Genomic DNA, 23,829 nt, shown 5'->3' with positions numbered 1-23,829 from the left:
TGAGGCCTGCTACGCATCGACACCCGCTTCCTTGACGGCCTGGTCGATCTGGGACAGTTCGTCGTCGGTGAAGTCGAGCCGGTCGACGGCCGCGACGTTCGCCGCCAGCTGCTCGGGGCTCGACGCGCCCACCAGGACCGACGTGATGCGCGGGTCGCGCAGCGCCCACGCCAGCGCCAGCTGGGCCACCGACTGCCCGCGGGCCGAGGCGAGCTCGCCCAGGCCGCGGACGAAGGCCACCATCTCCGGCGTGACCCGGTCGGCCGTGAGGAAGCGGCCCTCGGCCGCCCGCGAGTCCGCCGGGATGCCGTTGAGGTAGCGGTCGGTCAGCAGGCCCTGGGCCAGCGGCGAGTAGACGACGCAGCCCATGCCCTCCTGCTCCAGCACGCCCAGCAGCGACTCCTCGATGCCCCGCCTGATCATCGAGTACATCGGCTGGTGCACCGTCAGCGGGGTGCCGAGCTCGCGCATCAGCCGGGCGGCCTCGGCCGTACGCTCGGGGGAGAAGTTGGACACCCCGGCGTAGAGGACGCGGCCGGTGCGCACCATGTGGTCGAGCGTGCTCACCTGCTCTTCCAGCGGCGTCTCGGGGTCGTCGCGGTGCAGGTAGAAGATGTCCACGAAGTCCAGGCCGAGCCGCTCCAGCGAGCGGTCGAGCGTGGCCAGCAGGTGCTTGCGCGAATTGCCCTTGCCGTAGGGGCCGTCCCACATGGGGTTGCTGCCCTTGGTGGTGACCACGATCTCGTCACGCAGGCCGCGCAGGTCCTGACGGAAGATCGTGCCGAACGTCGACTCGGCGGCGCCGAGCGGCGGACCGTACCTGTCGGCGATGTCGAAATGGGTGATGCCGAGGTCGAGCGCCTTGTGCAGGATCGCCCGCTGGCTGTCCAGCGGCTTGCCGCCGCCGAAGTTGTGCCACAGGCCCAGCGAGACTGCGGGGAGCTGCAGACCGCTGCGGCCACACCTTCTGTACGGCTGACGTTCGTAATTCAAAACTTACCTTCCAGCGATTCCGGTGAGCGTGACGCCCCGGATGAACGTTTTCTGGGCCAGGAAAAAGACGATAAGGATGGGCATCATGGAGATGATCGAGACGGCCATCATCTGGTTGTACTGAGTAACGTACTGGCCGCTGAACATGCCCAGCCCCTGCGCGAGGGTGATCTTGTCCACCGACCGGAGATAGATGGAGTTCTCCAGATACTGGTTCCAGTTCCCGACGAAGGAGAACAGGCAGATCGCCGCGATCGCCGGCCTGGCCAGCGGCAGCATGACGCTCCACAGGATGCGCAGTTCCGAGGCGCCGTCGATGCGGGCGGCGTCGATGAGCTCCTGCGGGATCGTGGTGAAGAACTGCCGCAGCAGGAAGATGTAGAGCGCCACGCCGAAGAACTCCGGCACGATCAGCGGCAGATAGGTGTCCACCCAGCCGAGCTTGGAGAACATGATGAACTTCGGCACCAGGGTGATCTCACGGGGGATCATCATGGTCGCCATCAGCGCGCCGAACATGATGCCGGCCGCCGGTGCCCGCATCCTGGCGAAGGCGTAGGCGGGCAGCACGCAGGAGAGGAGGTTGCCGGCCATGGACAGCGCGGTGATCACGATGGTGTTCACCAGGAACTTCGTGAACGGCAACGAGCCCGACCAGCCCTTGACGTAATTCTCGAAGTGGAAGGAGTCAGGCAGCCACTGCGGTGGGAAGGCCAGGTTGTCCGCGTCGGACTTCAGTGAGGTCGTCAGCATCCACAGGAACGGCAGCAGGAACACCGCCGAGCTGACGATGAGCAGGACGTAGGCGCCGGTGCGCCGGATCCGCCTGATCCGATCGGCCTGCTCCACGGACAGGGGCGGCCCCGGCCTCCTGGTGCGCGCGGGCGCCCGATCATGCGCCGCGGTCTCGACGAGCATCGGCGTACCTCACTTGAACTCGTAGTGCACCCAGCGCCTGGCCAGGCTGAACTGGATCGCGGTCACGGCGATGACCAGCACGAACATCGCCCACGACAGCGTGGCCGCGTAGCCCATGTCGAAATAGGCGAAGGCGTGCCGGTAGATGTAGAGGCCCAGCACCATCGTGGCGTTGCCGGGGCCGCCCTCGGTCATGACGAGGATGAGCACGTAGCTCTGCAGGGCGGCGATGAACCCGGTCACCACGTTGAAGAAGATGACCGGCGACATCATCGGCACCGTCACGCTCCAGAAGCGCCGCCACCATCCGGCGCCGTCGATCTCGGCCGCCTCGTAGAGCGTCTTCGGGATGCCCTGCAGGCCGGCCAGGTAGATGACGATCGTGTTGCCCGCACCCCACACGCTCATCAGCACGAGCCCGGGGATGGCCCACTCCTGCGAGGCCAGCCACCCGGGCCCCTGGATGCCGATCGAGGCCAGCACCTTGTTGATCAGCCCGTAGTCGGGGTGCAGGATGTTCAGCCACAGCAGCGCGGTGGCCAGGCCCGACACCACCGAGGGCAGGTACATCACGGTACGGAACAGGCCCTGGAAGCGCAGCGGCTGGTTGAGCAGCAGCGCCAGCAGGAACGTGAACGTCACGCCGAGCGTCACCGCGCCCACGCCGTACTCGACGGTGTTCCCGATCGACTCCCAGAACTCGGGGTCGTTGAACATGCGCTCGTAGTTGGCCAGGCCCACCCATGTCGGCGACTGGAGCAGGTTCCACTTCATGAAGCTGAGCACTATCGCGGCCAGGATCGGGCCCACGCTGAAGATCACGAACCCGATCGTCCACGGCGAGGTGAACAGGTAGAAGCGCCGCGCCTCCCTGCGGGCCAGAGTGCCGCGGGCGCTCACCGCGGTCATGCGACCTTGTTCTCAGCCAGGACCGGTGTGACCTTGTCGGCGATCTCCTTCAGCGCGTCGTCCACGCCGATCTTGCCGAGCTGCGCTCGTTCCCAGATCGGTATGGCGGTGTCCACGACCTTCTTGTTGGCCGGCAGTCGCAGCACGCCGTCGTCCGAGGCGTAGTCGGCCATGATCTTCTTGACCAGGTCCGCCTGCTCCGCCGGAATGCCGAGCGCCTTGGCGGTGTCCTCCCACGCGGACTGGCGGGCGGGCGCGGCGATCCGGCGGAACTTGTAGCCGGAGGCGGACAGGAACTCGTGCATGTAGATCCAGGCGGCGTCCTTGTTCTGCGACGAGGCCGCCATCACCAGCGCGCTGCCCACGGCTGGAGAGGTGCGGCCCTCCGGCCCCTTGGGCACCTGCGTGGCGCCCCACTTGAACGCCTTCTGCTTGGACAGCTCCAGCATGACCCACGCGCCGTTGAGGAACAGCGCCGCGTGCCCGGACTTGAACGGATCGACCTTCTCCAGCAGTTGCAGCTCGGCCAGGCTCGGCACCGCCTTGTCCTTGAGCAGCAGGTCCATCCAGCGGGCCATGACGTCCCTGGCCTTCGGATCGGTGATCAGCACCTTGGACTCGGCCGCGTCCAGGAACCGCCCGCCGTACGGCATCAGGTAGACGGAGCTCAGGTCCGGCGCGGGCTTGGGCATCGGCGAGACGCCGTAGATCTTCTCCGCCCCCGACCCGCTGGTCATCTTCTTGGCCGTCTCGAAGAGCTTGTCCCACGTCCAGGTCTCGTCCGGGTAGTCCAGCCCGGCCTTGTCGAACAGGTCCTTGTTGTAGAAGAGCAGCTTGGGCGCCATGTCGGTGGGCAGCCCGTACAGTGCGCCGTCCCGCTTGAAGTAGCCGAGCCCGCGCTGCGGGATGTCGTTCATGTCGAACTCGGGCGTCTTGGCGATGTAGTCGTCCAGCGGCTGCAGGATCTTGTTGGCGATGAGGTTCTGCGTCCAGGAGTAGTGGTTGTAGAGCACGTCGGGCAGTGAGCCGCCGGCGGCCTGCGCCATGTACTTGGTGAGGAACTGGTCGAACGGCGCCGACTCGCGCTTGATCTCGATGTTCGGGTGGCGCTTTTTGAAGAAGAAGTCGAACTGCGCGTTGCGTACCTCGGTGACGGCGTCCGTGGTGAACCCCAGCGTGATCACGACCTTGGACGCCGGGTCGGGAACGTCCGTCTTCGGCCAGGTCAGCGAGTTGTTGAGCTGCTCGGCCTCCTCGAACGGCCAGTCATCGCTGGCCGGCCGGTTCGGGTCGATCACTTGCGCGCCCGACTTGACCGGGGCCGCGGCCTGCTTCGACTGACGGCTGTCGCCACAGGCCGACAGCGTGGGCATCGCCGCGGCCGCCACTGCGAGGGCCAGCATCTGCCGACGGTTCATCTCCATGGGGGTGGGCCTTTCACAGGAAGAGCTCGATCACCGGGTATCGCCACGTCCGGGCGCTGGAATTCGGCCAGCCAAGCGGAGAGATCCGATGTGTGGATCCGTCATCGTCCGATGCGCGAGGCATGGCCGTACCGTAGACCTGGTAATTAACTTCGTCAAGAATTGAATTGCAAGCGCTTGCAACCTAGGCTCAGGCACGTTGTGAGGAGCTCAGCGGGGTTGGCGTCGGCCGCCCTGCCCGAGCCGGCGGGCCCGAGTGGGTTGCTGATGAGTTCGGCTCACTCCTCCTATCTCTGCTTGGAGGCCCTGTGTCGCAATGGACGCTCACTGACGAAGACCTGGAAGTCGCGATCGCGCTCTCGGCCGATGGCGAGCCCACAGTGGAGGTGCGGCGCGACGGCCGGGTGGTGGTGCGGCCGTCCAGGCTGGGCCTGCGGGCCGCGCACGAGGACCTGAGCACCGGCCTGGCCTTCGACGGGATGTCGTCCAGGCAGGTGACGGAGACCTATGAGACGGTGACCGGCAAGCGGCGCGAGCACCTGTACGCGGCCAAGGAGTGGACGCTGTCGTTCACCAAGGGCGCGCACCGGCTCGACCTGGAGGTGCGGATCGGCGGCCACGGCGTGGCGTACCGGTACGTGGTGCCATGGAGCGGACCGGTGACGGTAATTGACGAAATTTCGGAGTATGTGGTGCCGGGGGAGGCCCGTGCGGTGCTCCTGCCCTACGAGAACGGGCGCTGCGACTACGAGGAGATTCACCGGCACGGCCCGGTCGCCGACGCCGAGCCCATCCTGTACGGCTACCCGTCGCTCTTCCAGATCGGCGACACCTGGCTGCTGGTCACCGAGTCGAACCTGGACAGCGGCTACGCGGGCACCCGGCTGCGCTTCGACGGCCACGCCTTCCGCCTGGACCTGCCCGACCCGTACGTGACGGCGGCCAGCCCGCTCGTCACGCCGTGGCGCACGATGATCATCGGAGAGCTGGCCACGATCGTCGCCAGCGACCTGGTGACCAGCCTGGCCGCGCCCTCGGCGGTGGACGACACCTCGTGGATCCGGCCCGGCGCGGCGGCTTGGTCGTGGTGGTCCGACGGCCCCTCCACCCGTGACCTCGACGAGCAGAAGCGCTGGGTCGACTTCGCCGCCGCCAACGGCTGGCCGTACGTGCTGGCCGACGCCGGATGGAACAAGCAGTGGATGCCCGAGCTGATCGCCTACGCCGCGGCCAGGAACGTCGGCGTCTGGCTCTGGTCGCACTGGCAGCACGTCGACACCGAGCTGGAGCACCGCGAGAAGCTCGCGCTCTGGAAGGAGTGGGGCGCCGTCGGCGTGAAGATCGACTTCACCGAGTCCGACGGCCAGGACCGGATGCGCTGGTTCGACGCTATCCTGGCCGCCACCGCCCGGCTGAAGCTCATGGTCGTCTTCCACGGCGGCACGATCCCGCGCGGCACCGAGCGCACCTGGCCGCAGTTCATGACCGCGGAGGCGGTCAAGGGCGCCGAGTGGATCAAGCCGAAGCCCGGCAAGCTGCCGCTCTACCCGCCCGCGCACTACCTGTCGCTGGCGTTCACCCGCAACGTGCAGGGCCCGATGGACTTCACCCCGTGCACGTTCACCGCGGTCCGCACCATCTCCGCCGGATTCGAGCTCGCGCTGTCCGTGATCTTCGAATCGGGTGTCCAGCACTTCGCCGACGGCATCGAGGCCTACGAGGCCAGGCCGGAGGCGCTGCGGCTGCTGTCCGGAGTCCCCACCGCATGGGACGACACGCGGCTGCTGTCCGGCGACCCCGCCGACCACATCCTGCTGGCCAGGAGGAGCGGCGGCGAATGGTACGTCGGCGCGGGCGTGTCGGGCGAGGCCCGCACGCTCACCGTGCCGCTCGACTTCCTGGACGAAGGGGAGTGGACGGCCGAGATCTACCGGGACGCCCCCGGCGACGGCATCCTCGCCGAGACGGCGACGGTGTCGGCCGGGGGCAAGCTCGACCTCGCCGTATCCCCCAACGGCGGGTTCACCCTCCATCTGAGGAGAGAAACCTCATGATCAAGCGCCTGAGCGGCACCCTCGCCGCTCTCACCCTCGTGTCCTTATCGGCGGCGCCCGCCTCCGCCTCCGACGCCGCGGCCGTCTGGACGCAGCGCTGGAACCCGAACCCGGCCAGTCAGACGGTCGCCCAGGCCTTCGAGGGCATCGAGGACGACCGCTCCGACTCCCACTCCGGCGTCACCCACATCTACGTCTCCGGCGACGCCTACCGCTTCGACATGCACACCCAGGACCGCGACGGCGACGACCGGCAGCGCAACGAGGTCAAGGGCATGCGGACGAGCGGCAGCTCGTACCTCAAGATCCTCAAGAACCAGGTCTGGCGCATCTCCTACCAGCTGTACATCCCGACCTCGCTCGACGCGACCAGCTCCTTCACCCACATCGCGCAGATGAAGGTGCCCGGCTCCGGCGCGCCTCTCTACACGATGTCGCTGCCCATCTCGGGCGGCACCCCGAAGATCAACGTCCGCTACTGGGACGAGGACGAGCAGACGCACGAGGTCGGCAACACCAACCTGAACCCGATCCAGGGCAAGTGGCTCGACACGACCTTCGAGTTCAAGGCCGCCGACAACGGCTACCTGCGCTGGACGCTCAAGGACGGCTCGACGACGCTGGTCGACAAGCGCCTGGACAACACCGACCTCTGGCGCGCCGACACCGACTACCTCCGCCCCAAGTGGGGCATTTACCGCAGCATCAACAGCTCCGGCCTGCAGAACACGTACCTGCTGGTCAGAAACCTGCGCGCCGAACAGCAGACCGCCAGCGCGGCCGACACCGACGAGGTAGCCAACCCGTGAAGAAGTACGGCGCCCGCCTGGCGGGCGCGCTCGCCACGCTCGCCCTGATCGCGACCGCCACCCCCGCGGTGGCGGCGCGCACCCCCACCCCGTCGGAGGGGCCGTCGCAGACCGAGACGGCCCGGCCGCCGCGCTGGGAGCTGCGCTGGGACCCGAGCGTGAAGAAGGACGGTGTCCAGGCGTTCGAGGCGCTGGAGGACGACCGGCGCGGCTCCCATCCCGAGGGCCTGCCGCACGTCTCCACCGACAAGGACGCCTGGCGCTTCACCGCCCACCTGGAGGACCGCGACGGCTCCGACCGCATGCGCAACGAGGTACGCGGCATGCGCGACGGCAAGGGCGCCCCGCTGGAGATCCGCAAGGACGAGACCTGGCGGATCAGCTACCGCATGTACATCCCGGACACCCTCGACGCGACCACCTCCTTCACCCACATCTGGCAGCTCAAGAACTCCGACGTCGGCACCCCGATCGCGCAGATCTCGCTGCCGGTCATCGGGGGCGTGCAGAAGATCGCGGCCCGCTACTGGACGCTCCCGGACAACACCTCGCACGACTTCGCCACCGCCGACCTGGAACCGATCCAGAACAAGTGGGTCACCACCACGCTGGAGTTCAAGTCGAGCGACGACGGCTACATGCGCTGGACCCTGTCGGACGGCCGCCGGACGATCGCCGACCAGAAGATCGAGCACATCGACCTGTGGTGGACCCAGGAGCAGTACAACCGGCCCAAGTGGGGCATCTACCGCAGCATCAAGAGCGCCGGGCTGCAGGAGACGTACCTGCTGGTCAAGGATCTCAAGGCGTGGCAGCTCGGCCCGGCGACGCCGCCGGTCAAGCTCCCGGCGCCGGACCGGAGTCCGGGCGCCTACGAGGCCGAGCGGGTGGGCAACGTGTGGGAGGGCGCGGCCGAGCCCGCCTACTGCGCGGTCTGCTCGGGCGGCAGGAAGGTGATCCTCATCGGCGGCAACGTCTACGACTACGCCGTGGTCAAGGGCGTGCTGTCGGAGACCACCGGCACCCGGAAGATGACCGTGCACGCGCTGGTGGACGGCGCGCAGACGTTCGCGGTCAGCGTCAACGGGGCCGACTCCATCCAGGTGCCGATGACCGGGACCAAGGACACCGTGACGACCACGACCGTGCCGGTGGATCTGGTGGCCGGGGTCAACACGATCCGGTTCTTCAGCCTGACGGCCAGGGGTCCCGAGCTGGACAAGATCGTCATCAGCTGAGCCCGTACGGCCCGCGCCCTGCTCGGGCGCGGGCCGTAGCACCCCCTAAGGACGGAGTCGGTCCACATGGCACACGACCTCAGCAGACGCGGTCTACTCGTGGCGGGCGGCGCGCTGGCCCTCGCGGCGGCGACCGGCGCCGCGCCCGCCGCCGCCGGCACGTTCTGGCAGTCCAAGCTGGTCTCCTACGACCGGCGCGGGCGGCTGACCTACGCCCAGGACGCCGAGGGCAACCGGTTGCCGGACTTCAGCCACGCCGGGTACCGCAACGGCGAGCGGCCGATCCCGTGGGCGCGGGTGGTCAAGGTCATCCGGCCGGTCGAGGGCGACAACACCGCCCACATCCAGGCGGCCCTCGACGAGATCGCGGCGCTGCCCCGCGAGCGGCGCGGCGCGCTGCTCCTGCTGCCCGGCCTCTACCCGGTCGCGGGCACCCTGTACGTCCGCGCCGACGGCATGGTGCTGCGCGGCAGCGGCGACGGAGAGGACCCGGCGGGCAACACGATCATCAAGGCCACCGGCAACAACCCCAAGGACCGCGACGTGATCGTGGCCGGCGGCACGGCGGCGGGCGGCTGGGCGGGGGAGGTGCCGGGCACCCGTACCGACATCACCACGGACTTCGTGCAGGTGGGCGCACGCGAGTTCGAGGTGGCCAACGCCGGGTCGCTGCGGCCCGGCGACAACATCGTGATCCATCACCCGTGCTCGGAGGAGTGGCTCAAGGCCATCGACTACGGCGGCCATGACGTCGGCCCGGCCTGGCAGGTGGGCGAGCACCCGATCATCTACAACCGCTACATCCGCGAGATCTCCGGCAACAGGCTGAAGATCGACGTACCGGTGTTCAACCACCTGAACCGGGCGCTGTCCCAGTCATCGGTCTACAGGTGGGACCGGGCCGGGCTCGTCACCCAGGTGGGCGTCGAGCGGCTGCGCGTGGACATCGAGTATCAGGGCGACCCCGAGCAGGACGAGGACCACGCCTACAACGCGATCGTGCTGCTGCGTACCGAGGACTCGTGGGTGCGCGACTGCACGATGCTGCACTTCACCCAGGCCGGGGTGGCCACCCAGGAGACGACCCGCGCCACGGTCGAGAACTGCCGGGCCGTCGACCCCGTCAGCATCGTCACGGGGAGCAGGCGCTACAACTTCAACACCTACGTCTACTCGCAGCAGGTGCTCTTCCGCGACTGCTACGCCTACAAGTCGCGGCACGCCTTCGTCTCCAACGGGCACAGCACGGTCTCGGGCGTGGTGTTCCTGCGCGGCACGGCCGAGTACGCGCTGAACTCCAGCGAGGGTCACCGCCGCTGGTCCCAGGGCCTGCTGTACGACGGGCACCGCGACATCGACCCGCACTACGACTACACGCTTGGCCTGTACAACCGGGGCCGCTACGGCACCTCGCACGGCTGGTCTGCGGCGCACTCGGTGGCCTGGCGATGCGACGTGTCGACCAGCAGGCTCATCGTCCAGAAGCCGCCGACGGCCCAGAACTACGCGATCGGCTGCCTGGGGACGGTCACCGGGGACGGCCCCTTCCAGCAGCCCGCCGGGTACATCGAGGGCACCGGCCAGCCGGGTCTGCTGCCGCCCTCGCTGTACGAGGCGCAGTTCCTCGACCGGCTGCGCGGCATAACCCTCGCATAACCACTTCTGGTGACAGAGGGGTTATCGGGACTCTGGTGAACTCCTGATCCGACGCCGGGAACGCCCCAGCGCCGGATCAGGGGGAGTCCATGGCCATCGCGACCGCAGTCCGCGCCCGCGCGCACGCACCCGCCGTCCGGGCCCGGCCCGCGTCTCGCCGCCGATGGCTGTTCTGGTTATTGGCCGGCGGGTGGATCGCGCAGGTGGCGATCCGGCTGTGGCTGTTCAGGTATCACGCGGGGCCGGTGGCGAACCCGGATGAGACGGGCTACCTCATCGCGGCACGGTGGCTGGCGGGCGGGCCGGGGGCCGACTTCAGCGGGTCCACGATGTACCAGGGCGGCTATGCGCTGCTGCTGGTGCCGGTGTACTGGGTGACCTCCGATCCGGCCGTGGTCTACCGGCTCGTGGTCGCGGTCGGGTCGATGGCGGCGGCCGGGGCGTTCCCCCTGGCGTATCTGCTGCTGCGGCGCCTGGAGACGGGCAGGCGTGCGGCGCTGGCCGTCGCGTTCGCGGCGGGGCTCGCCCCGGCGTTGCTGCTGTTCTCGGGGCTGGCGCTGGTCGACGCGATCCTGCCCACGCTGGTGCTCGGCTGGCTGCTCGCCGTGCACGACCTGGCCGGGAAGGGCTCGGCGTGGGCGGGGGCGGCCGGGGGCGGGCTGTCGGCGTTCGCGATGGCGGTGCACCTGCGGGGCATGGTCATCCTGGCGGTGTTCGTGCTGCTGGTGGCGGTCCTACTGGTCGCCAAGCGCCTGCCGCGGCGGGCCGGGCTGGCGGCGCTGGCCGCCGCGGGCGCGGTGGCCTTGGTGGGCATGTCGCTCAACGGCGCGCTGTCCGCGGAGCTGTACCCGAACGGGCCGCGCGATCTCGCGGGTCTGCTGATCTCCCGCCTCACCAGCCTCGACGGGCAGGCGTGGGCCGTCTCGGGGGCGATCGGCCAGCTCTGGTACCTCATCGCGGGCACGTGGGGCCTGGCGGGCGTCGGCCTGGCGAGCGCGGTGGTGGCCGTCGCACGGCGGAGCACCCCGCACGGCCATCGAATCGTGGCCGCCACACTGCTGCTGACGACCCTCGGCATCGCCTACGCCTCCTCGGCGGCCCTGCCGGACGAGCACCGGGTCGGCAACTACGTCTACGGCCGCTACCTCGCGTGCGTCGCGGCGGCCTGGATCCTGGCCGGGGTGATCGCGCTGGCCCGCGCCCGCCGCGTCACGGTGCTGCGCCACGGGCTGACGGCGGCGACCCTGCTGGCCGCGACCGGTGGCCTGGCCGCCTGGTACGCCGGTGACCGGCTGCGCACCTACGCCTTCATCGCCTTCGACTTCCCCGAGGCGTCGTACCTGAGCGGAGTCCGCGACGCGCTGGACATGACGGCCACCTCGACGGCGGCCCTGATCCTGCTCGCCTGCCTGACGGCCGTGTCACTCCTGCCGCGCCGTCACCGGCTCCCGGCGCTGGCGGCGGTGCTCGCGGCGATCAACATCGCCTTCGCCGCGGACCTGGCGCCCAAATCGGCTCCCGCGCCGGGCAAGGACTGGCTTCCCTACCCGCCGCCCGGCCGCGTGGCGGTGGACCGCCAGGTGAAGTGGAACGTCTGGGTGCCCCTCACGTACCGCGTCTGGTGGACCCGGCTGGAGATGTACGACAGCACGCCTCCCGCGGGCGCCTGCACCGCCATCGTGCCTGCCGAGGCGGGGCCGCCGCCCGCGCCGTGGATCCCCACCGGCGATGGCGGGGCGCGGATGGGCTGGGTGAGCTGGTCCAACCCGTCCTGTCGCTCATGAGGCTCGGCGCAGATGGAGCAGGCCGCCGGTGGGGACGATGATCGCGTGGAGGCCGGGGGAGAGGTCCAGGGCGGCCGAGGACACCGTGCGGCCCCTGCAGTCGGTGACCGCGGCGTGGGCCGTACCGGGATCGGAGACCTGGAGGAGCACGTCGGGAGAGGCGTCGGCGTTGGCCAGCCACAGCGTGCCGGTGGCGGGCACCGCGACCGGCAGCGGCGCGTAGCGGGCGGTGATCACGGATTCTTCCCCGCGAGCGGTCACCTGCGGGTAGACCAGGTCGGGGCGGGCCGGCTCGAACGCGCCGCGCTGCAGCACGTCGGCGTGCTCCTTGACGAAGCCCAGCCAGAACCGCAGCACCTCCAGCTGCTCAGGCGTCTGCGTGGTGAGGTCCACCGAGATCTGCGGGACCGCGAACAGCACGTTGACCAGCTGCGCCGCGACCCGCTCCGGGGTCTCGTCCAGGTGCCACATCAGCATGTCGGCGTGCACGGCCAGCGGCCCGGCGATCAGACGCAGGTCCACCGTGCGCTGGCGGTTGTGCGCGGGGCTGAGCGGGCAGTCCGAGGCGCGGACCATCGTGGCGTACGGCCACAGCCCCGGGCTCACGTACGGCTGGCGCAGCTCCACCAGGCAGTCGCGGGGCAGCATGGCCAGCAGCCTGCGCACGCCCTCGTTGACCGTCGCGCAGTCGGCCTCGGGCCCCGGCTCGGGCGGGTCCTCCACGGCGAACTGGTCGATGAAGTCGATCTTCAGGCCGTCCATGCCCCACTCCTGGACCGCGCGGGTCAGGTGGCCGGCGAGGAGCTCGCGGATGTAGGGGTAGCGCGGGTCGACGATGACCGCGTTCATGTGCTCCTTGTAGGCCAGCGAGTAGGGCTGTACGCGGTCCCAGAGCGCGGTGTGGCGGCCGACGAAGGGCAGGGCGTACCAGAGGAGGTAGGCAAGCCCCGCCTGCTTGACCGCCGCCACGTGTCCGGAAATATCGGGAAAAGACGTGGCGGAGGGCTCCCACTCGCCGACGTGCCCGTAACCGCGCCCGCGGTCGTCGCTGTGCCAGCCGTCGTCCACGATGATCGCCTCGCAGCCCAGCTCGGCCGCCGGACCCGCCTGCCGCTCCACGCTCACGGCGTCGACGTGCTGCTGCATGGCGTACCAGGTCGAGTACGCGGGCATCCGCGCCACTTCGGGCACCTCATCCGCTGGGCCGCGCCACCACTCCGCCACGTCCGCGAGCGTGCGGGAGAACGGCCGTCCGGTGCGGTCGAGTCGCAACACCAGGCCGGTGCCGGGCTCGGCGTCGTGCTCGGCCCAGAAGCCGAAGTCGCCGGTCTCCTCCACGACCCCGGTGCGGATGTGCACCGGCCGGACCACCTCGCCGACGGCGTACGTGCACAGCGACACGTCACCGGCGCCCACCAGGCAGCCCACGGGGGCGTTCTTCTCCAGGGCGGCCACCCGGGGCTTGCGCCAGAACGGCGGCAGCCCTCTGTGCTCGCCGCCGTCGGGCGCCCAGAAGGCCGTGGCGGCCACGCACGGCACCCGCCACGCCACGCGGACGACCGCGGGCCGGTCCGGGGTGATCCGCACCTCGTGGACGCCCTCGGCGTCCTTGGTGACGGTCCACGTCAGCTCGGCCGCCGCCGTCGCGGTCAGTTCCGTCGTGCCCGCGTGGATGCGTACCTCGCGGGTCTCGCCCGAAGCCCGATCGTGCGGCTGCCAGATCCCGGTCGTCGCGGTCACCGCCACTCCTTGGTCACTGTCGCTCCTGGAGGGTGAAGAAGGTCTGGATGGCGACCGAGGCCGCGCCGCGCGCCCACTGCTCGAAGGGCCGGGGACGCAGGAAGATCCGGCAGTCGGCCGCCGCCCCGAACGCCTGGCTCGCGAACGACCGGCTGATCTGCTCCTCGAACAGGTCGTAGGCCGCCAGCCCCTGCACGTCGCCGGTCACGATGATGCGCTCGGGCCCGATGAGGTTCGCCATGGCCGCCATGGCCAGCCCGATCGCGTGCCCCGCTCTGGCGAACACCTCGCGGGCCGCTTCGTCGCCCGCGTGGGCGGCGTCGATGGCCGCGTCGATGGTCAGCGACGCGTCACCGGTGGCCGCGCGGATCGCGGCCACGATGGGCGCGGTCCCGGCGATCGCCTCGACGCAGCCGCGCCCTCCGCAGTGGCACGCGGGCTCCTCGCCGCCGACCGGGACGTGCCCGATCTCCCCGGCGACGCCGTGCGAGCCGGCCACGATCCGGTCGTTGACCACCAGCCCGCAGCCGATGCCCACCCCGACCGTGACCACCGCGAACGACGACGCGCCGATGCCCTCGCCGAACCACTGCTCGGCCACGGTGAGGGACTTGACGTCGTTCTCGACGGTGACCCGCAGGCCCGTCGCCTCGGAGGCCAGCCGGGCCAGCGGCACCTGCCGCCAGTTGAGGAAGGGGGAGTAGCGCACCATGCCGTGCGCCTTGTCCACATCGCCCGACACGGCCAGGCCCAGCGCGTGGCAGCGCTGCCGGTAGGCCGGGTCGGCGGCGAGCAGCTCGGCCACGAGGTCGGCCAGCGTCGCCACCACCTCCTCGGGCGAGGCCGCCGTCAGGGGGCGGTGCGCGCCGACGAGCACCTGGGCGCGCAGGTCGGTGACGACGCCGATGAGCTCGTCGTCGGTGATCTTCACGCCGGTGAAGAACTCCCGGTCCGGCTTGATGGCCAGCGGGCTGGCCGGCCGGCCCGCGCCGGGCCCCGGCCGGTCCGTGGCCTCCAGCTCTTCCAGATAGCCCGCCTCGATGAACGGGCGCGCCGCCTTGGTGACGGCGGCGGACGACAGCCCCGTCCGCCTGGCGATCTCCACCCGGGAGACCGGCCCCTGCGTCAGGACCATGGTGAACACGGTGGCCGCCGCGGGAGTGGTGAGCGGTGCAGGCATGATGGGCATCGTAACACTAATTAACTTCGTTAAGAATTGATTCGAAGGGCCCATCGATCTAGGCTCCGGGACATGCCTTCGGTGACCTTCGACGCGGCCGGCCGTACGTATCTGCTGCCCACCACAACCACCAGCTACGTCCTCGGGCTCGACGCCGACGATACCCCCGTCCACCTGCACTGGGGACCCCTTCTGACCCAGGAGCAGGCGGCGTCGCTGCCCCGCCCGGCGGCACCCGCCGCGAGCAGCTTCGACGGCGCCGGACCGGCCGAGGAGCTCGGCACCGAGGCGGGCGCGCGCTTCGGCACTCCGTCGCTGCAGATCGCCTTCCCCGACGGGGCCCGGGGCGTCGACTGGCGCCATCTCGGCCACACGATCGACGGGGGACACCTGACGGTCCACTTCCGGGACGCCGTCCAGCCGTTCGAGGTGGACCTGCACTACCGGGTGCGCGGCGACGTCGTGGAGCGGTGGACCGCTTTGCGCTCCGAGGTGCCCGTGACGATCCTGCGGTGCGACTCGGCCGCGTGGAGCGTTCCGCCGTTGTCCGGATACCGGCTCAGCCACGCCGTCGGCGGGTGGAGCGCCGAGCACGGGCTGCGCCGTACCGACCTCACCGTGGGCGAGACGATGCTGACCAGCAGGCGCGGGCTCAGCAGCCACCACGCCAACCCGTGGCTCACCGTCGACGGCGGTGACGCGGGCGAGCGCCACGGCGAGGTGTGGAGCTGCGCGCTGGCCTGGAGCGGCAGCTGGCGCGTCACGGTCACCCGCGACCCCTCGGGGAGCGTGGGGTGGACGGGCGGGTTCGGCCACGAGGGCCTCACCTGGCGGCTGGAGCCGGGGGAGGAGTGGGTGACGCCGGTGTTCGCCGGGGTCTACGCGCCCGACGGGTTCGGCGGGGCCAGCCGCCGCTGGCACGACTACGTCACCGGGTACGTGCTGCCCGAGCCCGACGAGCTGCGCCCGGTGGTCTACAACGCCTGGGAGGCCGTCGGGTTCGAGGTGGCCGAGTCGAACCAGAAGGAGCTGGCCGCGCTCGCCGCCCGCGCGGGGGTGGAGCTGTTCGTCATGGACGACGCCTGGTTCGGCGGGCGCACCGGCGACAGCGCCGGGCTCGGCGACTGGTGGCCGAACCCGGACCGCTTCCCCTCCGGCCTTACCCCGCTCATCGACGAGGTGCACGGGCTGGGCATGCGGTTCGGCCTCTGGGTCGAGCCCGAGATGGTCAACCCCGACAGCGACCTCTACCGCGCCCACCCCGACTGGGTGCTGCACATGCCCGGCCGCCCCCGTACGCTGCTGCGCAACCAGCTCGTCCTCAACTTCGCCCGGCCCGACGTCGCGGACTGGGCGCACAAATGGCTGCACCGGCTGGTCGGCGAGCACGGGGTCGACTTCCTGAAGTGGGACTTCAACCGGGCCTTCACCGAGGCGGGCTGGCCCGGCGCCGCCGACCAGGACCGGCTCTGGATCGACCACGTGCGCGCCGTCTACTCGATCATGGACCGGCTGCGCGCTGACCATCCGCACCTGCGCATCGAGGCGTGCGCGGGCGGCGGCGGCCGTACCGACCTGGGCATGCTGGCCCGTACCGACCAGGTGTGGACCTCCGACAACACCGACGCCCACGACCGCATCGCCATCCAGTACGGCTTCAGCCAGGTCTACCCGGCCCGCGTGATGGCCGCCTGGGTGACCGACAGCCCGAACCCGCTCACCCGCCGCCGCACCCCGCTCAGCTTCCGCTTCCACGTCGCCATGGCCGGCGCGCTCGGCCTCGGCGGCGACCTGCTGAAGTGGAGCCCGGCCGAGCTGGCCGAGGCCGCCGCGCTGGTCGCCGTCTACAAGGACATCAGGCCCGTCGTCCAGTTCGGGCGGCAGGACAGGCTCGAGTACGGCGTGCAGTACACCCACGGAGATCGGACGGTCGTACTCGCCTGGCGGGGGCCCGTCGCGCACGGGACACCGCTCGTGCCGCTCCGCCTGGCCGGGCTCGACCCGCTGGGCCGCTACCGCGACGAGGACACCGGGCAGCTGTATCACGGAGCCCTGCTGATGTCGGCGGGCCTGCGGCCGGACCTGCCTCCGGGCGACTACTCCAGCGCGCTGATCCGACTGCGCTCGGTGTAGCCGAGTCGGCCTTATCCGACTGCGCTCGGTGTAGCCGAGTCGGTCTTATCCGATTGAGGAGAGGCCGCGCAGGGCGAGCTGGGCGGCGCGCACGGCCGACTCCTCCGCCTGCTCCAGCGACCCACCCCGGTTGATGGTGGAGATGACCGCGAGCTTGGTGGCGCCGATCAGCGCGCCCACGGCCGCCGCCGCGTCCACGTGGTCGAGCTCGTCGGGAAAGGCGTCCTCCAGCGCCCGCGCCAGCTGGAGCTGGCTGTCGAACAGCAGATGCAGCGCCCGTGCCTGCAAGGAGGGGACGGTCATGATGAGCCGCATCCGCAAGGGCACGTCCAACACTCGGAAGTCGTCGTCGCTCGCCCACTGCAGGCTCGTCCGTACGAGCCGCAGCAGCAGGTCGGCCACATGCTCGCCGGGCGTCCTGGACGAGATCATCTCCATGGCCAGCGATATGCGCGACGCGCCGTCGAAGAACAGCACGTCCTCCTTACTGGCGAAGTAGCTGAAGAACGTCCGCGTCGACACCTCGGCCTCGGCCGCGATCTCGGCCAGCGTGGTCTCCTCGAAACCCTTCTCGTCGAACAGCCGGAGCGCGGCGTCGATCAGCGCCCGGCGTGTGCGCTGCTTCTTGCGCTCCCGTAGTCCCACCATGCCGGAAACTGTACCGCCAAACTTGGGGATTTTCATCCATTGAAGTTTTGCAGCGAATGAGGTTTTCTGGAGGAGTTGACCAAGCGAAAGGAGCCACACCATGTCGGATCTGACCCTCACCACCACCCGCCAGCGCCCCTTCGATCCGCCGGACGAAATCGCCGAGCTACGAGAAAAAACGCCGATCCACCGCATGACCTACGCCGACGGGCACCTCGGCTGGATCGTGACCGGCTACTCCGCCGCCCGCGCCATACTCGCCGACGCGCGCTTCAGCAACCGCCCCGAGCTCATCCACCCGCCGATCCCGGCCCGGCTGCAACTCGCGAAGGAAGCGGGTTTCCGGGTGCCGCCCGGGTTCTTCCTGCGCATGGACGCCCCCGAGCACACCCGCTACCGCAAGCTCCTCACCGGCCAGTTCACCGTGCGCAGAATGAAGGAGCTGGAGCCGAGGATCGCCGAGATCACCGACGCCTGCCTGGACGCCATGGAGGCCGCGGCCAAGCCGGTGGACCTGGTGCAGGAGTTCGCGCTGCCGATCCCGTCGCTGGTGATCTGCGAGCTGCTGGGGGTGCCGTACGAGGACCGGGCGCAGTTCCAGGAAGACACCAAGGTGCTCGTCAACCTGGAGACCAAGTCCGACGACGCCATGGGCGCGGTGACGCGCATCTCGGCGTACCTGTACGGGCTGATCCAGCGCAAGCGCGCCAAGCCGGAGGACGATCTGCTCAGCGGGCTGATCGAGGGCGGCGAGCTGAACGACGAGGAGCTCACGGGCGTCGCGTTCCTGCTGCTGGTGGCCGGGCACGAGACGACCGCGAACATGCTCGGCCTCGGCACGTACGCGCTGCTCACCAACCCCGCCCAGCTCGCCCTCATGCGGGACGACCCGGCCGCGGTCGAGAACGGCGTCGAGGAACTCCTGCGCTACCTCACGATCATCCACCTCGGCCCGGTCAGGAGCGCCCTGGTCGACGTCGAGATCGAGGGCCAGCTGATCAAGGCCGGCGAATCGGTCGCGATCCACCTCCCGGTGGCCAACCGCGACCCCTCCCGCTTCCCGGACGGCGACGCCCTCGACCTGACCCGGCCCGCCACGGGCCACCTCACGTTCGGCCACGGCATCCACCAGTGCCTCGGCCAGCAACTGGCCCGGGCCGAGATGCGCATCGCCTACCCGGCGCTCCTGCGGCGCTTCCCCGGCCTACGCTTGGCCATATCACCGGAGGAGGTGCCGATGCGCTCGGATATGAGCATCTATGGTGTGCACCGCCTCCCTGTCACCTGGTAGGTCAATGATGGAGATCAAGGCAGACACGACGGTGTGCATCGGTGCGGGCATGTGCGCGCTGACGGTGCCGGCGATATTCGACCAGAGCGAGGAGGAGGGGACCGTGGTGGTCCTTGACTCCACCCCACCGGCCGAACTGGAAGAAGCCGTCCGCCGCGCCGTGACGCTGTGCCCGTCAGGCGCCATCTCGGTGGTCTGATTTCGCGTTTCTGGGTCCTTCGCGTCGACGGCGGGTGCCTTCTGTCGTACTGGTCTGGCCGGCCGTCTCACGGCTCGCCCAGCCCGAACCTTCCCCGCCGTCGCCGCGACCGTCTTCTGGGGCGCTCGTCCATCGGGCTGACCCTCTACTGGGTCGACCGCCTGTCGGCCGACCATCTATCGGGCTGACCGCCTGCCCGGATGCCCGCCCCCACGGGCCCGATCGCTTACCGGCTGGATCGCTGACCGGCCCACTATGTACCGGCCCATCACGTACAGGTCCACCGCGCACTGGCCCACCGCTTCACCGAGCACCGCTCCACCACTCCATCGGGCGCCGGGCCACCGCCCCACCGGGCCTCGGTTGCAGAAACCCAGCGCGGATGCGCCTGTTTCGCGGACCTGCTGAGGCGCCGACCATTTGGGCGCGGACCGCTGATCCCAAGCCTCCGGATGGCCCTTGAGCGCGCTGCCCGTTCCCGCGGACCTCCGCGCCCCCTGCGGACCTCCACCTCCTGCGGACCGTCATCTCCCTGCAGCTGTCCGCCCCTCTGGAGCCCGGACCTTCACCCCTGAGGACCTCCACCGCCCTGGACCTCCACCCCCTGAGGACCTCCACCGCCCTGGACTTTCGCCCCCCTGGACCTTCACGGCCCTCTGTGGACCTCCGTCGGGGTAGCCCGGGCCGGATCTCCGCTGGGGCGGACCCTCGCCAAGGGACGGCCTCTACGCGTTCGGGTGCCTCTCGCATGTCCTCTGCACACCTTTGCCCGTCCCTCAACCTCGGTCCCTCAACCTCGGTCCCTCAACCTCGGTCCCTCAACCTCGGTCCCTCAACCTCGGTCCCTCGACCCTGACCCCCAACCTCGTCCCGCCGCACGTCAATGCGTGTGTCGTCCACTCTCCCTCACACTGATCGAATCTGTGTTCGTAGAACAGGTTGACACCGAGCGTGATCGAAATTATGTTCGACCTAGTGACGTGAGGCTCGCGGCTCACGTCGTAGGACCTGGTCGCGGGCCGTTCGCTTCCCCCAAGCGAGACCCGCGATCAGGCTCCAGGGCGAAGGGCGTGTCCTCGTCGTCGGCGGAGACGAGTGGGCGCGTCCTGGCCGGACGGGGTGCGGGGAAGCTCCTCGTCCGGCCAGCCCGGCGGAATTGTCGGTGGAGTCTGCGAACCTTGGCTTCACCGGCGGAGACGCCGGGAGCCGCCATGACTCCAAGGAGGCGCGCAAGATGGCACCAAGGCTCAGCGATACGCAGGGGCCCCGGCTGTCGCCCGCAGTTAGGGCGCACCTGACGGATTCACATTCCTGCCTGGCGGAGGCGACAGCCGCTCGCACCCCGGCATCCCGATACGTGGCAGCGCACCTGGCAGCCCTACGAGCGGCGGCGGCGATCCTGGCCGCCCGCCCGCGCCCCATGGAAGGCCGCAGGCGCCGCCTGCGCAGCGCCTGGGAGCTGCTCCCGGAGGCGGAGCCCAAGCTTGCTGAATGGGCCGCCTACTTCTCGGTGAGCGCCGCCAAGCGCGCTGCCGCCGAGGCCGGCATGGTCCGTGGCGTCAGCGCGGCCGACGCGGACGAGCTTTTGGCCGAAGCCGACACCTTCGTCGCCGTAGTCCAGGACATCCTGGGCGTCCCCGCTCAACCCCAACTCCCGGTCGAGGTCCCCCTGGCCGGCTGACCACACCGCTCGCGCCGCCGACGCCGGCGGCGAGTGGGCAGCCGGACAACTCGAACACGAGCGAACACACCGACCCAGGCGAGGGCCAGCAGACCATCCCGACCAAGGACGACCCCGCCAAACCGGTGGAAGCAGAGCACGACGCCTGAAGCATGCGCGAAGACGCTGCATGCAGGCGATCGAACGCTCCGAACCTGGGTGGCCAGAGGGTCGAGGAGGATCTCCGCAGAATTGAACGGCATGCCAGGGGCCTTGTGGCCCTCGGCAGAGGAACATCAGGCCGTCCAGTTCTCAGCGTTGATCGAGCTGCTGCCGCCTTCGGTCAGCTCGATGATCTGCGCCATGGACAGGATCTTGCGGAACCTGTGGCCCATCCGTTCCTCCGTGGCCGTGCAGCCATGCTCCAGGATGTCTCTGGCATCATCCGGCTGCCGGACCAGACTCTGATCTGAGCAGGACTCCTGATGAGTTCTTTGAGGCGGCCTGTGACGCTGCGATACCGCTGCGTGTCGATCTGGACCAGGTCTCCGATACGAAGCCGGCCGCCGGGGGCAGCAACGTCTTTGCGGCCTGGGGGATCGGCCAGATAGCCGGGGCTGGTCTGTCGGCCACGAGCCTCGCCCGGCCACGAGCCTCGCTCGGCCACGAGCCTCGCCCGGCCACGAGCCTCGCCCGGCCACGAGCCTCGCCCGGCCACGAGCCTCGCCCGGCCACGGGCCCCGCGTGGCCACTGCCGGGCCGTGTCAGGCCGAATACATCAGACCGGCGCCCACTCGCCCGCTACCGGGAGACTGCTCGGCCCTTGCCCGAGCTCGTCAGGATCGTGCCACGCCACTTGCGGCGGACTGGGGCGGCATTTCCGCCGTGCCCCCTCCGTGTGCGCTAAGTCTCATCCGCGGGTTGTTACACCGGATGCGCGGCTGGTGTCTCCATGTCGAGTTCACAACACGAGGGAGACATGATGAACGGGAACGTCGCGGTGGTCGTGGTCGGTGGCGGGTACGGGGGCGTGACGGCGGCCAATCGCCTGGCTCGGCGCGATGGCGTGTCGGTGACCCTGGTCAATCCGCGTCCCGACTTCGTCTCGCGGATCCGTCTGCACCAGCTCGTGACCGGCTCCGATGACGCGGTCGAGGACTTCGGTGAGGTTCTGGGTGGGAACGTTCAGCTGGTGGTCGACACCGCGACCCGGATCGACGCCGCCGAGCGCCGGGTGTCGCTGGCGGGCGGTGGCACGCTCTTCTACGACTACCTCGTCTACGCGGTGGGCAGTGGCGCCGCCGATCCCGGCGTGCCCGGAGCGGCGGAGTTCGCTCATTCGGTGTCGACCCTCGAGGGGGCGCGACGACTGCGGTCGGCGCTGGCCGCGAGGCCCGCGACGGCTCCGGTGACCGTGGTCGGGGCCGGCCCGACCGGCCTGGAGACCGCTGCCGAGCTGGCCGAACTGGGCCGCAAGGTCACCCTGGTCTGCGGCAATGTGCTGGGCCCCTACCTGCATGCCCGGGGCCGCCGCCTGGTCGCTCGTCGGCTCGCCGAGCTGGGTGTGACCGTCCTCGAAGGTCCCCGCGCTCGGGTGGCGGAAGTGACACGCGAGGCGATACGGCTCGACGACGGCCGCCGGTTGCCCAGCGCGGTGACGATCTGGACCGCGGGATTCCGTGTCCCGGACCTGGCCGCCCGCAGCGGGCTGCGCGCCGACACCGAAGGCCGCCTGCTCACCGACACGACGCTGACCAGTGTGGACGACGTGCGCATCGTCGCCGCCGGGGACGCGGCGGCGATGACGGACCGGCCATTCCGGATGAGCTGCCAGGCCGCCGTACAGCTGGGCCCGGGGGCCGCCACCACGATTCTGCGGCGGATCGCGGGGAGAACACCCGCTCCCGTCCGGTTGTTGTTCGCCGGGCAGTGCCTCAGCCTCGGCCGAAACGAGGGCGTCACCCAGTTCTCCTACCTGAACGACAGGGTGAACGCGCTTCACATCAGCGGGCGGCTCGGTGCCCCCGTCAAGGAGATCGCCTGCCGGTTCACCCTCAATCAGCTGGTGTCCGGGGCACGCAAGGCCACCTCCCGCGCATCCCACCTGACCTGATCAGCGGGGAGGCCGCTGCCGACGACCCCGTCTTTGGACCGGGTACATATCCACGGTCTGCTTCCGGCATGTGAGGCCGACCACAAGAGAGTGAAGCGCACGACATGAACGACCACGTCACCGACCCCGCGACCGGGGCCTTCGTCGCCCACCGAGACCTGCTGTTCACCCTCGCCTACGAGATGCTCGGATCGGCGGCGGACGCCGAGGACGTCCTCCAGGAGGCCTGGCTGCGGTGGGCGAAGGTCGACCTGACGCAGGTACGGGACCAGCGCGCCTACCTGGTACGGATCACGACCCGGCAAGCACTCAACCGGCTACGGACCCTCCAACGGCGCAAGGAGGCATATGTCGGCCCCTGGCTGCCCGAGCCCCTGCTCACCGCGCCGGACGTGGCCGAGGACGTCGAACTGTCCGAGAACCTGTCGCTGGCACTCATGTTCATCCTGGAAACCCTCTCACCGACCGAACGCGCCGTCTTCGTGCTGAGCGAAGTCTTCGACATCGGCTACGACGACATCGCGGCCGCGATCGGCAAGAGTCCTGCCGCCGCACGCCAGATCGCCTACCGCGCACGCCGGCACGTCGACGCCCGCCGGCCGTCCACAACGGTTTCCCGGGAAGAAACCCGGGCGGCGCTGAATTCGTTCCAGTCCGCGCTCGTGACCGGGGACCTGCGGGGGCTGCTCGACGTACTCGCTCCGGATGTTGTCTTCGTCAGCGATGGTGGCGGCCTCAAGCTGGCGGCCCTGCGGCCGGTCGTCGGCGCCGACAAGGTGCTCAGTTACATGGCCGGCAGCCTCGGCAGGGCCGGCGGCACCTTCACCAGTGAGCCCACGACGGTCAACGGCAACCCCGGACTCATCCTGCGGCTGGACGACGTGATCGACGGCGTGCTGGCCTTCCGCGTGGACAACGCCCGCGTCACGGGCCTCTACTACGTCCGCAACCCCGAAAAACTCACCCGTGTCGAGTCCGAAACCCCCCTCACCTCCCGCTGACCCTCCGCCGACGCGGCAGACGATCCCCCAGCACGATCAGCCGGACGACCAGCACGAGCACCCCGCCCCCGGCTTACAA

Annotated in this window: 18 protein-coding genes; 11 read left to right on the top strand and 7 right to left on the bottom strand. The window is 69.9% G+C overall.

Annotated features, from left to right (window positions below):
* Positions 1-9: 9 nt before the first annotated feature.
* From ACQP2T_RS39645 to ACQP2T_RS39630, 4 genes are read right to left on the bottom strand one after another with little or no spacing between them, the layout of a single operon-like run.
* The gene (locus ACQP2T_RS39645; RefSeq protein WP_433509989.1) at positions 10-993 is read right to left on the bottom strand and encodes an aldo/keto reductase; all 984 of its coding nucleotides are present in this window, start codon (positions 991-993) and stop codon (positions 10-12) included.
* A gap of 3 nt (positions 994-996) precedes the next feature.
* On the bottom strand, positions 997-1,911 hold the full coding sequence (locus tag ACQP2T_RS39640; RefSeq protein ID WP_433509988.1) for a carbohydrate ABC transporter permease: 915 nt from the start codon (positions 1,909-1,911) through the stop codon (positions 997-999).
* Between the two features lie 9 nt (positions 1,912-1,920).
* Entirely contained in the window at positions 1,921-2,820 is a 900-nt protein-coding gene (locus ACQP2T_RS39635) for a carbohydrate ABC transporter permease (RefSeq protein ID WP_433509987.1), read from the bottom strand.
* Positions 2,817-4,223, bottom strand: a complete 1,407-nt coding sequence (locus ACQP2T_RS39630; RefSeq protein WP_433509986.1) for an ABC transporter substrate-binding protein — start codon at positions 4,221-4,223, stop codon at positions 2,817-2,819. Before ACQP2T_RS39630 ends, ACQP2T_RS39635 begins: the two co-directional genes overlap by 4 nt.
* Positions 4,224-4,552: 329 nt before the next feature.
* Between ACQP2T_RS39630 and ACQP2T_RS39625 the strand changes: the two genes are divergently transcribed.
* From ACQP2T_RS39625 to ACQP2T_RS39605, 5 genes are all read left to right on the top strand, one after another.
* Positions 4,553-6,298 carry a glycoside hydrolase family 97 catalytic domain-containing protein gene (locus tag ACQP2T_RS39625; protein WP_433509985.1) on the top strand — a complete coding sequence of 582 codons (1,746 nt, stop codon included), beginning with the start codon at positions 4,553-4,555 and terminating at the stop codon, positions 6,296-6,298.
* Positions 6,295-7,107 (top strand): hypothetical protein, encoded by an 813-nt coding sequence (locus ACQP2T_RS39620; RefSeq protein ID WP_433509984.1) that lies wholly within the window; start codon positions 6,295-6,297, stop codon positions 7,105-7,107. Before ACQP2T_RS39625 ends, ACQP2T_RS39620 begins: the two co-directional genes overlap by 4 nt.
* Positions 7,104-8,345, top strand: coding sequence for a hypothetical protein (locus ACQP2T_RS39615; RefSeq protein WP_433509983.1), 1,242 nt, complete (start codon positions 7,104-7,106; stop codon positions 8,343-8,345). Before ACQP2T_RS39620 ends, ACQP2T_RS39615 begins: the two co-directional genes overlap by 4 nt.
* Positions 8,346-8,411: 66 nt before the next feature.
* Positions 8,412-10,001: a hypothetical protein gene (locus ACQP2T_RS39610; RefSeq protein WP_433509982.1), complete on the top strand. Its 1,590-nt coding sequence runs from the start codon at positions 8,412-8,414 to the stop codon at positions 9,999-10,001.
* Between the two features lie 89 nt (positions 10,002-10,090).
* The gene (locus tag ACQP2T_RS39605) at positions 10,091-11,785 is read left to right on the top strand and encodes a hypothetical protein (RefSeq protein ID WP_433509981.1); all 1,695 of its coding nucleotides are present in this window, start codon (positions 10,091-10,093) and stop codon (positions 11,783-11,785) included.
* Here ACQP2T_RS39605 and ACQP2T_RS39600 read toward each other — a convergent pair.
* Together ACQP2T_RS39600 and ACQP2T_RS39595 are read right to left on the bottom strand one after the other, a co-directional pair.
* On the bottom strand, positions 11,780-13,525 hold the full coding sequence (locus ACQP2T_RS39600; protein ID WP_433509980.1) for a glycoside hydrolase family 36 protein: 1,746 nt from the start codon (positions 13,523-13,525) through the stop codon (positions 11,780-11,782). The genes ACQP2T_RS39605 and ACQP2T_RS39600 overlap by 6 nt on opposite strands.
* Positions 13,526-13,538: 13 nt before the next feature.
* Positions 13,539-14,705 (bottom strand): ROK family protein, encoded by a 1,167-nt coding sequence (locus ACQP2T_RS39595; protein WP_433509979.1) that lies wholly within the window; start codon positions 14,703-14,705, stop codon positions 13,539-13,541.
* Between the two features lie 72 nt (positions 14,706-14,777).
* Between ACQP2T_RS39595 and ACQP2T_RS39590 the strand changes: the two genes are divergently transcribed.
* On the top strand, positions 14,778-16,838 hold the full coding sequence (locus ACQP2T_RS39590) for an alpha-galactosidase (protein ID WP_433509978.1): 2,061 nt from the start codon (positions 14,778-14,780) through the stop codon (positions 16,836-16,838).
* 45 nt (positions 16,839-16,883) lie between these two features.
* On the opposite strand, the gene ACQP2T_RS39585 is transcribed toward ACQP2T_RS39590, so the two are convergent.
* Positions 16,884-17,486 carry a TetR/AcrR family transcriptional regulator gene (locus ACQP2T_RS39585; RefSeq protein WP_433509977.1) on the bottom strand — a complete coding sequence of 201 codons (603 nt, stop codon included), beginning with the start codon at positions 17,484-17,486 and terminating at the stop codon, positions 16,884-16,886.
* Positions 17,487-17,586: 100 nt separating this feature from the next.
* Between ACQP2T_RS39585 and ACQP2T_RS39580 the strand changes: the two genes are divergently transcribed.
* From ACQP2T_RS39580 to ACQP2T_RS39560, 5 genes are all read left to right on the top strand, one after another.
* Complete coding sequence (locus ACQP2T_RS39580; RefSeq protein WP_433509976.1) at positions 17,587-18,777, top strand: cytochrome P450; 1,191 nt, start codon at positions 17,587-17,589, stop codon at positions 18,775-18,777.
* Positions 18,778-18,781: 4 nt separating this feature from the next.
* Positions 18,782-18,976 carry a ferredoxin gene (locus ACQP2T_RS39575; RefSeq protein WP_393472053.1) on the top strand — a complete coding sequence of 65 codons (195 nt, stop codon included), beginning with the start codon at positions 18,782-18,784 and terminating at the stop codon, positions 18,974-18,976.
* 1,357 nt (positions 18,977-20,333) lie between these two features.
* Entirely contained in the window at positions 20,334-20,657 is a 324-nt protein-coding gene (locus ACQP2T_RS39570) for an SAV_6107 family HEPN domain-containing protein (RefSeq protein WP_433509975.1), read from the top strand.
* 958 nt (positions 20,658-21,615) lie between these two features.
* The gene (locus ACQP2T_RS39565) at positions 21,616-22,749 is read left to right on the top strand and encodes an NAD(P)/FAD-dependent oxidoreductase (RefSeq protein WP_433509974.1); all 1,134 of its coding nucleotides are present in this window, start codon (positions 21,616-21,618) and stop codon (positions 22,747-22,749) included.
* A 104-nt stretch (positions 22,750-22,853) separates the two neighbouring features.
* On the top strand, positions 22,854-23,750 hold the full coding sequence (locus tag ACQP2T_RS39560) for an RNA polymerase sigma-70 factor (protein WP_433509973.1): 897 nt from the start codon (positions 22,854-22,856) through the stop codon (positions 23,748-23,750).
* The last annotated feature ends 79 nt before the right edge of the window (positions 23,751-23,829 follow it).

This window comes from Nonomuraea sp. CA-143628 (genome assembly GCF_050942315.1).
Taxonomy (GTDB): Bacteria; Actinomycetota; Actinomycetes; order Streptosporangiales; family Streptosporangiaceae; genus Nonomuraea.
The sequence above is the reverse complement of the archived record's forward strand: the minus strand, read 5'-3'. Positions and strand labels throughout refer to the sequence as shown.